Annotated in this window: 14 protein-coding genes; 4 read left to right on the top strand and 10 right to left on the bottom strand. The window is 71.3% G+C overall.

The window, feature by feature from the left end; all coding sequences use genetic code 11:
- Positions 1 to 53: 53 nt before the first annotated feature.
- Together sfnG and HPS36_RS14230 are read left to right on the top strand one after the other, a co-directional pair.
- Complete coding sequence (gene sfnG / locus HPS36_RS14235; RefSeq protein WP_173230657.1) at positions 54 to 1,202, top strand: dimethylsulfone monooxygenase SfnG; 1,149 nt, start codon at positions 54 to 56, stop codon at positions 1,200 to 1,202.
- The gene (locus HPS36_RS14230) at positions 1,199 to 1,798 is read left to right on the top strand and encodes an NADPH-dependent FMN reductase (RefSeq protein WP_173230656.1); all 600 of its coding nucleotides are present in this window, start codon (positions 1,199 to 1,201) and stop codon (positions 1,796 to 1,798) included. Before sfnG ends, HPS36_RS14230 begins: the two co-directional genes overlap by 4 nt.
- 61 nt (positions 1,799 to 1,859) lie before the next feature.
- Here HPS36_RS14230 and hflX read toward each other — a convergent pair whose 3' ends face one another.
- From hflX to HPS36_RS14215, 3 genes are all read right to left on the bottom strand, one after another.
- On the bottom strand, positions 1,860 to 3,209 hold the full coding sequence (hflX, locus tag HPS36_RS14225) for a GTPase HflX (protein WP_173230655.1): 1,350 nt from the start codon (positions 3,207 to 3,209) through the stop codon (positions 1,860 to 1,862).
- Positions 3,206 to 3,562 (bottom strand): DUF2209 family protein, encoded by a 357-nt coding sequence (locus HPS36_RS14220; protein ID WP_121562375.1) that lies wholly within the window; start codon positions 3,560 to 3,562, stop codon positions 3,206 to 3,208. Before HPS36_RS14220 ends, hflX begins: the two co-directional genes overlap by 4 nt.
- Positions 3,563 to 3,730: 168 nt before the next feature.
- On the bottom strand, positions 3,731 to 4,777 hold the full coding sequence (locus HPS36_RS14215; RefSeq protein WP_173230654.1) for a threonine aldolase family protein: 1,047 nt from the start codon (positions 4,775 to 4,777) through the stop codon (positions 3,731 to 3,733).
- Between the two features lie 145 nt (positions 4,778 to 4,922).
- Between HPS36_RS14215 and HPS36_RS14210 the strand changes: the two genes are divergently transcribed.
- A complete protein-coding gene (locus HPS36_RS14210) occupies positions 4,923 to 6,449 on the top strand; it encodes a carboxypeptidase M32 (protein WP_173230653.1) in 1,527 nt (508 codons plus the stop codon).
- A 28-nt stretch (positions 6,450 to 6,477) separates the two neighbouring features.
- Here HPS36_RS14210 and HPS36_RS14205 read toward each other — a convergent pair whose 3' ends face one another.
- The 7 genes from HPS36_RS14205 to trpC all read right to left on the bottom strand — a co-directional run bounded on the left by HPS36_RS14205 (position 6,478) and on the right by trpC (position 13,164).
- Complete coding sequence (locus HPS36_RS14205) at positions 6,478 to 7,281, bottom strand: CPBP family intramembrane glutamic endopeptidase (protein ID WP_173230652.1); 804 nt, start codon at positions 7,279 to 7,281, stop codon at positions 6,478 to 6,480.
- A gap of 88 nt (positions 7,282 to 7,369) precedes the next feature.
- Positions 7,370 to 7,984: a hypothetical protein gene (locus HPS36_RS14200; protein ID WP_173230651.1), complete on the bottom strand. Its 615-nt coding sequence runs from the start codon at positions 7,982 to 7,984 to the stop codon at positions 7,370 to 7,372.
- 68 nt (positions 7,985 to 8,052) lie between these two features.
- Positions 8,053 to 9,225 carry a 3-dehydroquinate synthase II gene (locus HPS36_RS14195; protein ID WP_173230650.1) on the bottom strand — a complete coding sequence of 391 codons (1,173 nt, stop codon included), beginning with the start codon at positions 9,223 to 9,225 and terminating at the stop codon, positions 8,053 to 8,055.
- 90 nt (positions 9,226 to 9,315) lie between these two features.
- Positions 9,316 to 10,107: a 2-amino-3,7-dideoxy-D-threo-hept-6-ulosonate synthase gene (locus tag HPS36_RS14190; RefSeq protein ID WP_121562381.1), complete on the bottom strand. Its 792-nt coding sequence runs from the start codon at positions 10,105 to 10,107 to the stop codon at positions 9,316 to 9,318.
- A gap of 79 nt (positions 10,108 to 10,186) precedes the next feature.
- Positions 10,187 to 11,032: a tryptophan synthase subunit alpha gene (trpA, locus tag HPS36_RS14185; RefSeq protein WP_173230649.1), complete on the bottom strand. Its 846-nt coding sequence runs from the start codon at positions 11,030 to 11,032 to the stop codon at positions 10,187 to 10,189.
- Entirely contained in the window at positions 11,033 to 12,337 is a 1,305-nt protein-coding gene (gene trpB / locus HPS36_RS14180) for a tryptophan synthase subunit beta (RefSeq protein WP_173230648.1), read from the bottom strand.
- Positions 12,334 to 13,164 carry an indole-3-glycerol phosphate synthase gene (gene trpC / locus HPS36_RS14175; protein ID WP_173230647.1) on the bottom strand — a complete coding sequence of 277 codons (831 nt, stop codon included), beginning with the start codon at positions 13,162 to 13,164 and terminating at the stop codon, positions 12,334 to 12,336. The genes trpB and trpC overlap by 4 nt, the downstream gene beginning before the upstream one ends.
- A gap of 131 nt (positions 13,165 to 13,295) precedes the next feature.
- Between trpC and HPS36_RS14170 the strand changes: the two genes are divergently transcribed.
- Positions 13,296 to 13,760 carry an MGMT family protein gene (locus tag HPS36_RS14170; RefSeq protein WP_121562385.1) on the top strand — a complete coding sequence of 155 codons (465 nt, stop codon included), beginning with the start codon at positions 13,296 to 13,298 and terminating at the stop codon, positions 13,758 to 13,760.
- Positions 13,761 to 13,781 lie beyond the last annotated feature (21 nt).

The following is a 13,781-nucleotide window of genomic DNA, read 5'->3' as shown; positions in this document are numbered from 1 at the left end:
CCATGACTCGCCACTACGCGGTCGCTTACCTGTGGACCGGTCATTTGGGGCGTATGGACACCGAGTTTGCCTACTGGGTACCGAACGTCAGCGGCGGACTGGTCGTCTCCGACTGGGAGATGGACACCGACTGGACGTACGAGTACAACCTCGACCTGGCGCGGACGGCGGAGGACGTCGGCTTCGAGTACGCGCTCGCGCAGGCCCGTTTCTTCGGGAGCTACGGGGCCGACCGTCAGTTGGAGGCGCTGTCGACCGCGAACGCGCTGGCGGCCCAGACCGAAACCCTCCACGTCATCGGCGCCGTCCACCCCGGCCTCTGGGAGCCCGGCCCGCTGGCGAACTTCATCGCGACCGCCGACCGCATCAGCGACGGCCGCTTCTCGATCAACGTCGTGTCCGGCTGGTTCAAAGGCGAGTTCACCGGGTTCGGCCAGTCGTGGCTCGCTCACGACGAGCGGTACGCCCGCTCCGAGGAGTTCATCGAGGCGATGAAGGCGCTGTGGACGGAGGAGCGTGCCACGTACGACGGTCGGTTCTACACGATCGGCCGCGACATCGACGGCTTCGAGGGGGCGCCGCTCGAGCCGAAGCCGGTCCAGGAGCCCTACCCGCAGGTGTTCCAGGGCGGCAACTCGCAGGCGGCCCGGAAGATGGCCGCGCGCAACGCCGACGTGCTGTTCATCAACGGCGGGAGCCTTCAGGAGATCCGCGCCGTGATCGAGGACGTCGAGGAGTACGCCGCGGAGTTCGGCACGGAGCCGCCGCGGTTCGCGGCGAACGCCTTCGTCATCCAGCGCGACACCGAGGCCGCGGCGAAGGAGACGCTGGAGGGGATCATCGAGAACGCGACCGACGAGGCGGTCGAGGCGTTCAAAGAACAGGTGAAACAGGCCGGGCAGTCGTCCGCCGAGGGCGAGGGGATGTGGGCCGACTCCGACGTGGAGGACCTGGTCCAGTACAACGACGGATTCAAGACCGGGCTCATCGGGACCGACGACCAGATCGTCGAGCGGATCCGGAAGCTCGACGCGATCGGGATCGACATCGTGCTCGCCGGGTTCCTCCACTACGACGAGGAACTGGAGCGGTTCGGCGAGACGATCATCCCGCGGGTCGAGGAGGCCGAGCCGCTCGACGTCGACGATATCGACGGGGGCGACGAGGTCGAAGAGATCGCCGGGGCGCAGGTGGCGCGGTGACCGACGCGACCACCGTCCTCGGGATCGCGGGCAGCGTCTCGTCCGAGTCGAAGACCCGCAGCGCGGTGGAGACCGCGCTCGAAGCGGCCGAAGCGGCGGGCGACGCGGTCGAGACCGAGGTGCTCCACCTCGCGGAGTACGACCTCGTCACCGCGGACGGACGCGGGCTCGACGAGTACGGAGGGGACACCGCGGCCGCGCTCGAACGGATCGTCGCGGCCGACGCGTACGTCGTCGGCACGCCGGTCTACCGCGGTTCCTACTCCGGAGCGCTGAAGAACCTGCTCGACATGGTCCCGCGCGGCATGTGGCAGGCCGATGTCGCGCCGTTCGAAGACGCCGCGGTCGGGCTCGTCGCCACCGGCGCGACGGATCACCACTACCTCGCGGTCGATCAGGAGCTCCGACCCGTCTTCGCCTTCTTCGGCGCGCACGTCGTCGGCGGTGCGTACGCGAGCGACGACGACTTCGAGTCCCGCGAGGTGACGGACGAGGCCGTCCGCGCGCGGCTGGAGACCCTCGGGGCCGCGACCGTCGACCTCACGCGGGCGATAACTGAGAGCGACGCGCTCGGGTCGCTCGGCCCGCAGTTCTGAGCCGGAGCCGTCGCACCGCCTCGCCGCGAACCGCCCCCGGTCGCGTCTCCGAGGCGACCCCTTACGCCGATTCGGCGGGCGCGAGCTCGGCCGCCTTCGCCCGGGCGCGGGCGACGATCGACGGCTTCGCCTCGAATTCGACCGTCACCTGGTCGCCCGCGTACGTCTCCTCGGCGACGTACCCGTGGTCGTGGACCCACGAGACGAGGCTCATCGCGTCGTCGGAGACGGGGAGCACGAGCCGCTCGCGCTCCCAGTCCGGCAGTTCGTCCTCGACGCGGTCCCGCAGCTCGGCGACGCCGGCGCCCGTCTTCGCCGAGACGGCGATCGGGTCCGGCGCCACGCCCGAGAGCGCGGCGCGCTTCTCCGCCAGCTCGCCGGGCGCCAGCCGGTCGACCTTGTTGAACACGGTGACGACCGGCGCCTCGTTGCGCTCGTAGAGGGTGTCGTGGCTCGTGACGAGCTTCTCGCGCATCTCCGCGACCGGCTCGCTCGCGTCCACGACGAGCAGCACGAGGTCGGCCCGGTAGACGGAGTCGAGCGTCGACTCGAACGACTCGACCAGCCAGTGGGGGAGGTCCGAGATGAACCCGACCGTGTCGGTGAGGAGCACGTCGCGCTTCTCCATCTCGGCCCGGCGGGTCGTGGTGCCGAGCGTCGTGAACAGCATGTCCTGCGACTCGGCGGTGGTGTCGAGGTCGCGGTGTCGGTCGTCGTTCTCGTCGACCGCCAGCTCGTCGGCGAGCCGGCGCATCAGCGTCGACTTGCCCGCGTTGGTGTACCCGGCGAGCGCGACCAGCTCGAAGCCGGAGTCGCGGCGCTGCTCGCGGCGCGCCTCCTCCTTCTCCGCGATCGATTCGAGCTCGTCGCGGATCTCCGATATCTGCCGTTTAATATCGCGCTCGACGCTCTCGTCGTACTCGCCGAGCCCCATGAACCCGGGCCGCTCGTCGCGCTTCGCGAGGCTCGCCTTCGCCTCCGCGCGCGGCAGCTCGTAGCGGAGCTCCGCGAGCTCGACCTGGAGCTGCGCCTTCCGGGTGTTGGCGCGCTGGCCGAATATCTCCAGGATGAGCGTGAACCGGTCGACGACCTCGACGCCCTCGGGGAGCACTCCGCCGATGTTGAACGTCTGGTACGGCCCCACGTCGTTGTCGACGATGACCGCCTCGGCGTCGGTCCGGCGGACCAGGTCGCGAAGCTCGGCGACCTTCCCCTCGCCGAACATGAACGCGGCGTCCTCGGTGCGCGTCTGAGTGAGCTCGCCCGCCACCTCGTACCCCGCGGCGGCCGCGAGCTGCGATATCTCCGCGAGGTCGGCCTCGCCCGAGTCGACGCGCTTCGCGACGACCGCGCGGCGGCTGCCGGTCGGCGCCTCGGCCTCGCCGTCCGCGTTCCCGGCGCCCCCGCTCATCGGAGGAGGTCGCGCGCGGCGTACGCGGCGTGGTGTGCTGCCTGCACTGTCTCGCGTTCGCCTATGCTCTCGACGTATTTAAACTCGGGCTGGAAGCTCAGCCCGACGCGGTCCGCCGGCTCCTCGTAGAACTCGCCGCCTTCCGCGACGACCGGCCCCTCCGGCGGCGTCGGGAGGTCGCCGACCGCCTCCGCGGCGAGCGCGACGGTCGCCTCCAGCGTCGGCCCCTCGCGCGCCGCGGCGAAGCCCATCCCCTCGACCGACCGGATCCGCGAGGAGTCGATCCGCGCGTGGACCGCGGCCGCGACCATCAGGTACTCGCCGTCCTCCTCGTGGCGGCCGCTGATGTCCACGCCGACGACCTCAGGGGCGGGCGCCGTTCACCACGGTTCGACCGGCTCGGGTTCGCGGGGCGGCCCCTCGTGCGTCCATGATCCGCCGTAGGTCGCCCGCCGAATTGAACGTTTCCGTGCGGGCTCCGAACGGAGCCGGCGACCCGCGTCGGCGGAGGCGGCGGCCCGTTACGCCCGCAGCTCGTCGACGACGGCCGCGATCCGGTCGATCGCCTCGTCCACGTCCGCCTCGTCGACGTCGAGGTGGGTGGTGAACCGCGTCGCGTAGTCGTCGAACTCGACGCAGCCGACGCCCGCCTCCTTACAGGCCGCGTAGAGCGACTCGGCCGGGATCCCGGCCGCCTCCGTGTTCGCGACGACGATGTTGGTGTCGGGCGCGGGCGCGTCGACGCCGTCGAGCGCGTCCAGCCCGGCCGCGAGCCGCTCCGCGTTGGCGTGGTCCTCGGCGAGGCGGTCGACGTTCTCCAGCGCGCGGAGCGCGGGCGCGGCGATCATGCCCGCCTGGCGCATCCCGCCGCCGAACAGCTTGCGGACGCGGCGGGCGTCCTCGACGAACGCCTCGTCGCCGGCGAGGATCGACCCGACCGGCGCGCCGAGCCCCTTCGAGAGACAGAAGGTGACGCTGTCGACGGGGGCGACGACCTCGCTCGCGTCGACGCCGAGCGCGACCGCGGCGTTGAACACGCGCGCGCCGTCGAGGTGGACCGGCACGTCGACCTCGCGGGCGACCTCGGCCGCGTCTTCGATCCGCTCGACCGGGACCGCGACCCCGCCGCGGTAGTTGTGGGTGTTCTCCAGGGAGAGCAGGCCCGTTCCGGGGCGGTGGAGGTCCTCGTCGACGAGCCCCTCGCGGACCGCGTCCGGGGTCGGGACGCAGCGCTCGCCGGCGTCGATCGTCCGCGTCTGGACGCCGGAGAGCTTGGCGGCGCCGGCCAGCTCCCAGCGGTAGATGTGCGACTCGCGCTCCAAGAGGAGCTCCTGGCCCGGCTCCGTGTGGGCGTGGACCGCGATCTGGTTCGCCATCGTCCCGGAGGGGACGTACAGCGCGGCCTCGGTGCCGACCGCCTCGGCCGCGCGCCGTTCGAGCTCGTTGACCGTCGGGTCGTCGCGGTACACGTCGTCGCCGACCTCGGCGGTCGCGGCCGCCTCGCGCATCTCGGCCGAGGGCTTCGTGACGGTGTCGGACCGCAGGTCGATGAAGTCGTCGTCGGGCATCCGTTACCCGTCCTACCGCGGCGGCGGGCATATATCCCGCGCTCGGCGAACGCGCTCGACGAGAGGGAATTCCGGCGGCTCCGCGCGGCGAGCGAGGGGTTCCGAGTTCGGTCCCTTCTTAACGTGTGCGGCCGATCCGTGACGTATGGCAACGGAAGCCGCGCCAGACGACGCAGCGAACGCACCGGACGCCTACGACGCCCTCCTCGACCGCGTCGAGCGGTGGAACGCGGTCGGCAGCGCCTCCGGCGTCCTCGGCTGGGACCAGCAGGTGATGATGCCCGAGGGCGGCACGCCAGCGCGCTCGAAGCAGCTGTCGGCGCTCTCCTCCGTCCACCACGACATGGTCACCGACGACGAGACGGGCGAGCTGCTCGACGAGCTCGACGACGCCGACCTCACCGACGAGCAGGCGGCGGTCGTCCGCGAGGTCCGCCGCGAGTACGAGCGCGCCGACGCCGTCCCGGTCGAACTGGTCGAGGAGATATCCGAGACCGGCTCCGAGGCGCTCCAGGCGTGGGAGGAGGCGAAGGCCGAGGACGACTTCGATGAGTTCGCGCCGTACCTGGAGAAGCACGTCGAGCTGAAACGCGAGTACGCCGAGCACATCGACCCCGACCGCGACCCCTACGAGGTCCTCTTCGAGGAGTTCGAGCCGTGCCTCTCGATGGAGCGCGCCGAGTCGATCCTCACGGAGCTCCGCGAGGCGCTCGTCCCGATGATCGAGGACATCCGCGAGTCCGACGTGGAGCTCGCGGTCGACACCTTCGAGGGCATCTTCTCGGAGGACGAGCAGGAGGCGCTCTCCCGCGCCGCGCTCGAACTCGTCGGCTACGACTTCGACCGCGGCCGCCTCGACGTCTCCTCGCACCCGTTCACGTCGGGCAACCAGTTCGACTGCCGCGTGACGACCCGGTTCGACGAGGAGGACCCGCTCGGCGCGGTCGGCTCGACCATCCACGAGTTCGGCCACGCGCAGTACAACCTCGGGCTCCCGCAGGAGCACTTCGGCACGCCGCTGGGCGAGTCGCGCGACCTCTCGGTCCACGAGTCGCAGTCGCGCCTCTGGGAGAACCACGTCGGGCGCAGCGAGGCGTTCTGGGAGGAGTTCCTCCCGGTCTTCCAGGAGCACTTCCCGCAGACCGAGGAGGCCAGCGTTCGGGACGCGTACGAGGCGTTCAACCAAGTGTACGAGGACAACCTCATCCGCGTCGAGGCCGACGAGCTCACCTACCACCTCCACATCGTGATCCGGTTCGAGATCGAGCGCGACCTGATCCGCGGCGACCTCGACGTCGAGGACGTGCCCGAGGTCTGGAACGACAAGTATGAGGAGTACCTCGGCATCCGCCCCGACACCGACAGCGAGGGCTGCCTCCAGGACATCCACTGGAGCCACGGCAACTTCGGCTACTTCCCCACCTACTCGCTCGGCTCCGTGATGGCCGCCCAGCTCTTCGAGGCCGCCGAGGACGACATCGACGACCTCGACGCCAAGATCGCCGACGGCGAGTTCGGCGATCTCCACGACTGGCTCGGCGAGAACGTCCACCGACACGGCTCCCGCTACGAGACGAACGAGCTCGTGAAGCGCGCGACCGGCGACGACTTCTCGGCCGACGCCTTCCTCGACTACGTCGACGAGAAGTACGGCGAGCTGTACGGGATCTGAACCGGGAAGCAGGCCGCCCGCCCCGTTTTTACGAGAGCACCTGAACCAGCGACAGCGCCACGAGCGGCACGTGGAACGCCGCGTGCGCGACCATCGCCGCCTCGAGGCTGCGCCGCCAGTAGAGCCACCCGAACGCGACCCCGGCGACCGCGTTCAACAGCACCGTTCGCGCGACGAGCGCCGGCGTCAGCCCCACCGCCTGCGCCAGCGCCGGGAGGTGACCGACGCCGAACAGCACCGCCGAGACCCCGATCGCGGCCCACATGACTCTCGGTCCGGGCGCGTCGCCGCGGCGGCCGGCGAGGACCCACCCGCCGAGCGCGAGCGCGGACATGAGCCCGAACCGGAGCAGCAGTTCCTCCGTGACCCCGCCGTAGAGGAACCGGACCGGCGCGTACGCGAGCACGTCGACGACCGTCGGCTGCCCCGCGCCGATCGCCGACCTCGGCAGGTCGCGCGCGACGAGCGGCGCCAGCGCGACGTCGAGCGCGATCACGAGCAGGCTCCCGACGACGCCGACCGCGACGGCGAGCCCGGCCTCGCCGCGGACCCATCCGAGCGCCCGAGCGTCGCCGCCCGCGCGGTCGAGGAGGTGCGAGCGCAGGCCGACCCGCGGGGCCGCGTAGGCGCCGATCAGACACGCGACGACGAGCAGCAGGAGCGGGTTGACCGCGGTGAGGAGGGCGAGGAGCGGGCGGGACAGCCCCGGCGGGACGGCGGTCGGCGGGGTCGTGCGGTAGACGTACCACACGAGCGCGGCGACGCCGGGGAGGCCGGCCAGGAGCGCGACGCCGAACCGAGCGCGGAGGGAGAAGCGGGGTGTCGAGGCCATGCTCGGCTCGACGCCCGACGACGAGATAACGGTTCGGCCGCGTGTCAGCGCGTGCGACTGCGGGCGCGTCGGCCGCGCGGCGCTCCCGCTATCCGAGCCGGAAGCCGGTCATCAAGACGATCAGCGCGAGCATCACCGCGCCCTCGAAGAGCCCGACGACGAGGTTCTTCCTCTCGATCGATTCCAGTCGGTCGGCGTCCGGGTCGGGCGAGACCGTCTCGTAGTACGCGCTGAGGTGGAGCCGGTGGGGGACCGCGAGCCCGAACGCGAACAGCCCCCAGCCCAGCCCGAGCGCGAGCCCCGACCACGTCCCGCCGAAGCCGTACCCGAGCCCGACCTCGGGCGTCAACAGGACCGTCCCCGACAGCACCGTCGTCAGCGAGAAGCCGACGAGGAAGAACACCGCCTTCGGGATCAGCGTCCTGTTCACCGCGGCCGCGGCCGCCTCGTCGAGGCCGCCGAGCGTCGGGCCGATTATCGCGGGGAAGATCAGCGCGAACCCGAACCACACCGCGCCGGCCGCGACGTGCGTGTAGAAGAGCAGTTCGGTGCTTCCCAGCGCGAGGCTCGCGGCGAAGAAGGCCAGCGGCACGAGGAGGCTTCCGGCCGCGAACGCCGGGTTCGCGGCGTCCGCGAGGTGTTGAACCCGATCGATGAACCCCTGTTCGGCGACGCGACGGTTTCCTTCGTTAGCAACTGCCATGAGGTAAGATCACATGTCGACGGAAAATGATTTGTGGTCGATACGATCGCGGCCGCGGGACTCGACGGCTACTTCTCGATGATGCTCTCTTCGACAGCCTCGCCGAAGTGGCGCGCCACGTCCTCGTAGAAGACGAGCGCCTCGTCGCCAGGCTCCACCTCAGTGACCGCCTTCCGCCCCTCGCTCGTGGCGATCTTCACGGTCTCGGCGTTCTGGATGAGCGTCTCGATGCGGTCGGTGCCGTCGTCGGTCTCGACCTCCGCCTGGATCCGGAACATCGGGCGCTTCTCGATCTTCACCCGACCGACCACCGCCTCGCGGGTGTGCCCGTCGGTGTCGACGACCTGGACCTCGTCGCCGCTCGACAGCTCCGCGAGGTAGTTGGTGCCGCCCTCGGGGTTGCGGACGTACGCGTGGACCGCGCCCGCGTTCACGCGGAACGGGCGCGACTCGACGTACGGCGACTCCGCGGTCTCCGCGTGGACGAAGAAGAGCCCGCGCGACATCGAGCCGACGAGCATCCCCTCGCTGTCGTCCATCAGCGATCCGGTGTCGATGCAGACGCGGTCCGCCATCCCGGTCTGCTCGACCTCGGTCACCTCGGCGTGCCGGAGGTCGAGCGTCTCGCGGTCGGCCGCGTCGCGGGCCTCGATCGCGCCGCGGATCTCGTCGGGGGAGTCGGAATCCAGGAGGACGCCGTCGGCGCCGATCTCCAGCGTCTCGAAGGCGGTCCGGGCCTCCGCGGCGGTCGTCGCGCCCGCGACGAGGTGGGTCTCCTCGCCGACGCGGGCGATGAGGTTCTCCAGGGGGATGATCGACCAGTCCTCGCCGACGACCACGGTGAACTCGGCGTCGTCGGCCGCGGCCTCGGCGAACGCCTCGTACTCCGTGCCGAGGACGCGGACGTACGCGCCCTGCGCGCGGTCGTCGCGGCGGCGGAGCGTGGTCAGGTCGGCCGACCCGGAGAGGTCGTCGGGCATGTCGATCGTCCCGTCGCCCTCGCCGCCCTTCCCGACGAAGTACGCGTCCGCCTCCGCGTCGCTCTCGGCGTCGTCGATCACGTCGGCGTCCGACCGGAACGCCGCCACGTTCACGTCGCCGAGCTCCCGGACGCGCCCCACGTCGCCCTCGTCGACGAGGACCCAGTCCGCCCCGGCCTCGATGGCGGCCGTGACCCGTCGCTTGCGCGCCTCCCAGTCGCCGACCGCGCCGTCGGCTTTGACCCAGACCGTGCGTGTCATTACCGACACCTCACGGCGCGCCGGCTTGAAAACTGCGAAAGGAACAGTCGCGTGCGCCCGACCGCGGCCCCGCGATCGCGGGGGCGGACCTCAGGCCTCGACGAACCCGCCCGCCCGCAGCGCCTCCTCGACGGCGGCGTCGTCGTGGACCACCGCGGAGACCGCGCGGGCGATCCCCTCGGGGTCGTCGTGCTGGAAGATCGACCGCCCCATCGAGACGCCCGCTGCCTCGCCGTCCATCGCGCCGCGGACCATCTCGACCGTCTCGCGGTCGGTACCCTTCGAGCCGCCGGCGATGACCACCGGCAAGCGGGTCGACTCCGTGACGCGCTCGAAGGAATCGCCGTCGCCGGAGTAGCCGGTCTTCACCACGTCGGCGCCGAGTTCCTCGGCGAGCCGGACGGCGTGGCCGAGCGCCTCCGGATCGCTCTCGTCGACGCCGGGGCCGCGCGCGTACGCCATCGCGAGGACGGGGAGCCCGAGCCGCTCGGCGTCGGCGGTCAGCTCCGCGAGCTCCTCGATCTGGTCCGGCTCGTGGTCGGAGCCGACGTTGATGTGGAAGGAGACGGCGTCGGCGCCCGCGCGGACCGCGTCCTCCGCGGTACCGGTGACGCGCTTGTCGCTCTCGTCCGGCCCGATCGTCGTCGACCCGTTGAGGTGGACGATGTAGCCGGCGTCGTTCTTGTTCTCGTGGACGCGGGGCGCGATGCCGCGCTGCGTGAGCACGGCGTCCGCGCCGCCGCTCGTGACGCCGTCGATCGTCGACTCGATGTCGACGAGGCCCTGGACGGCGCCCATCGTGATCCCGTGGTCCATCGGGACGATGAGGTATCGGTCGTTCGTGGAGATGCGGTCGAGTCGTGCCGAGAGTCCTGCTGTCATTGTGAGGCGAGTGTTGTGTGAGGGTGTGGCAATCGGAGGTAAGTCGGTTTCGTTCGGGGAGGTATTAGTCCGTTTCTGGTCAGGCGGACTCGGCCGGCGTCGTCCACGAGCGGTAGCCGCGCTCGGCGCCCTCCGTCAGTTCGCGGGAGAGCGCCTCCAGCCGGTCGGCGACCTCGTCGGTCGACAGGTCCTCGGCGACGCCCTCGGCGACCACGTCGACGAGCGCCGAGCCGACGATGATCCCGTCGGCGCCGCCCGCGACGATGCGCTCCGCGTGCTCGCCCGTCGAGATGCCGAACCCGACCGCCTTCGGCACGTCGTACTCGCGGAGCCGGTCGAGGCTCTCGGTCGTCTGGTCGGAGACGTCGTCGCGGGCGCCGGTCGTCCCCAGCCGCGCCTGGACGTAGACGTACCCGGAGACGTTCTCCATCATGCGGTCGAGCCGGTCGCCGCGCGTCGTCGGCGCGACGATGAAGACGAGGTCGAGCCCGAACTCGTCGCACGCCTCGCGCAGCGGGTCCGCCTCCTCGGCCGGGAGGTCCGGGACGACGAGCCCCTCGATCCCCGCGGCCGCCGCCCGCTCGACGAACGGCCGGGGGCCGGTCTCGTCGCCGTACTGGTAGATGAGGTTGTAGTACGTCATACACACCAGGGCGGCGTCGACGTCGAGCTCCTCCGCGAACGCGAAGAAGCGCTCGGGCGTCATCCCCGCGTCGAGCGCGCGGACGAGCGCCTCCTGGATCGTCGACCCCTCGGCGATCGGCTCGGAGAACGGGAGGCCGAGCTCGATCACGTCGGCGCCCCCGCGGTCGAGCGCCTCGACGTACGCCTTCGAGGACTCGTAGTCGGGGTCGCCGACGACGAGGTACGGGACGTAGGCGGGGCCGTCCGCGAACGCGGCGGCGATGGCCTCGGAGTTGCCCATCTACATCCCCCCCGTGAACATCGACATGTCCGGCGCGTTCGGCACGTCGCGCTGGTCGGTCTCCTCGATGGCGGCGTCGAGGTCCTTGTCGCCGCGCCCGGAGACGTTGACGACGACCCGCTCGCCGAGGTCCTCGTGGTGCTCCTCCAGGTAGCCGAACGCGTGGGCGGTCTCCAAGGCGGGGATGATCCCCTCCGTGTTCGAGAGCCGGTGGAACCCCTCCAGCGCGGCGTCGTCGTCGACGGCGACCGGGTCCACGCGCCCCTCGTCGACGAGGTACGCGAGCTCCGGGCCGACGCCGGCGTAGTCGAGCCCGGAGGACACCGAGTGGCTCTCCATGATCTGCCCGTCGGAGTCCTGGAGCAGCTTCGTCCGCGCGCCGTGGAGGACGCCCTCCTCGCCGGCGAACAGCGACGCCGAGTTGGGCGCGACGCCCGCCTCCTCGTCGACTTCGAGCGTGGACCCCCCGGCCTCGACCGCGTGGAGCGCGACCGACTCGTCGTCGACGAAGTCGGCGAACGCCCCCATCGTGTTCGAGCCGCCGCCCGCGCAGGCGACCACGTCGGTCGGGAGTCCACCGGTCTTTTCGACGGTCTGCTCGCGGGCCTCCTCGGAGATGACCGCCTGGAAGTCGCGGACCATCACCGGGAAGGGGTGGGGGCCGACGATGGACCCGATCACGTAGTGGGTGTCCTCGACGGTGGCCGCCCAGTCGCGCATCGTCTCGGAGATGGCCTCCTTCAGCGTGCCGCGCCCGGTGGTGACGGGCTTGACCTCCGACCCGTTGAGCTTCATCCGGAACACGTTGGGGCGCTGGCGGTTGATGTCGCGCTCGCCCATGTAGATCGTACAGGGCATGTCGAGGTGCGCCGCCGCCATCGCGGTCGCGGTGCCGTGCTGGCCGGCGCCGGTCTCCGCGATGATGCGCTCCTTGCCCATGTACTTCGCGAGCAGCACCTGCCCGAGCGCGTTGTTCAGCTTGTGGGCGCCGCCGTGGAGCAGGTCCTCGCGCTTGAGGTACACCTCCGTGTCGTAGCGCTCCGAGAGCCGGTCGGCCCGCTGGAGCGGCGTCGGGCGCCCGCCGAAGTCCGCGAGGCGCTCGCGGAACTCGTCCATGAACCCGTCCTCGTTGTTCAGCACGTAGCGCTCGTAGGCGTCGGCCAGCTCCTCTATCGCCGGCATCAGCGCCTCGGGAACGTACTGGCCGCCGTAGCGGCCGAACTTCCCGTCCTCGCGGCCGCGCTCGCGGCCGGGGCGTCGCGAAAGCTCTCCAACCTCGCTCGTCGATGATTCGGTTTCGCTCATGTGGGTGTCTCCGTGGTGTCGGTCGCGTCGTGGGGTGTCGGGTCCGCGTCGTCGTCCGCCTCCGCCCGCGTCAGTTCGCGCGTGTTCGCTTCCACGTCGCCGTCCATGATCGCGCTGCCGACGAGCAGGGCGTCGGCGCCCGCCGCCCGCATCCGGCGGACATCCGCGGGCGAGCCGATCCCGCTTTCGGCGATCAGCGTCACGTCGTCCGGGACGTGGGGCGCCACGGACTCGAAGGTTCCGAGGTCGACGACCAGCTCCGCGAGGTCGCGGTTGTTGACGCCGACCGTCGTCGCGCCCGCGTCGAGCGCGCGCTCCAGCTCGTCGCGGTCGTGGACTTCCACGAGCACCTGAAAGCCGCGGTCGCGGGCGGCGGCGAGCAGGTCCGGCAGATCGTCCCCGACGAAGCGGGCGATCAGGAGGACCACGTCGCTCTCGACGGCGTCCAACTGCGCCTCCTCGACGACGAAGTCCTTGCGCAGCACCGGCACGTCGACGGCCTCGCGGACCCGCCGGAGCGTGTCGACGCTCCCGCCGAAGTGCTCCGGCTCGGTGAGCACGCTCAGCGCGGCCGCCCCGCCGGCGACCATCCCCTCGGCGAGCGCGACGGGGTCGTCCTCGCGGCTGCCCTCGGTCGTCGGGCTCGTCGGCTTCACCTCGGCGATCACCGGGACGCGTCCGTCGGCCTCGGCCCGCTCGAACGCGGCCGCGAGGTCGCGGGGCGTGACCGAGGCGGTGTCGCCCGCCCTCGCCGCCGCGTCAGCGCGCTCCCGTGCGGCGGACAGGATCGACCTGACCGCCGGCGCCAGCTCGTCTGGATCGTCCATTACTATACACTAATGTACGTATCTGTTCATAAGGCTTGCGGGGGCCGGGCCGACTCGCTCAGCCTCCGGGCGAGGGTACGACTCGGTCAGACGGGGGATGTTTTAAGTGATCGACCCGACCAATGAAGGGTATGAGTATGGCGGGCACCTCGGGCGTCTTCGCCCGGGAGTTCGACCGGATCGGCCGGACCGTTCAGGTCGGGTTCGCCGGCGGTCGCGTCATCTCGGTGTCGTTCCCCGCCGAACCGCCGGGAGACGCCGACGGCGACCACGACCTCCTCGACCGGATCGGCGCGTACCTCGGCGGCGAGCGCGACGAGTTCACCGAGGTGGCGCTCGGCCTCACAGTCCCGACCGACCAGCGCGAGGCGCTGGAGGCGCTGCGCAACGTCCCGTACGGCGAGGAGGTGTCGGTGAGCCGCCTCGCCCGGCTCGCCGGGTTCGACCCCGACGACGCCGACGACGTGGCGACCGTGCGGGGCGCGCTGAACGACAACCCCGTCCCCGTGTTCCTCCCGGACCACCGGGTGAGCGGCGGGCCGTACGCGACGCCCGGCGAGGTCCGGCGCGCGCTCCGCCGCGTCGAAGGCTTGTAGCCCGGACGACGACGCCGCGGA

Source organism: Halorubrum salinarum (genome assembly GCF_013267195.1).
GTDB classification, from domain to species: Archaea; Halobacteriota; Halobacteria; order Halobacteriales; family Haloferacaceae; genus Halorubrum; species Halorubrum salinarum.
The sequence above is the reverse complement of the archived record's forward strand: the minus strand, read 5'-3'. Positions and strand labels throughout refer to the sequence as shown.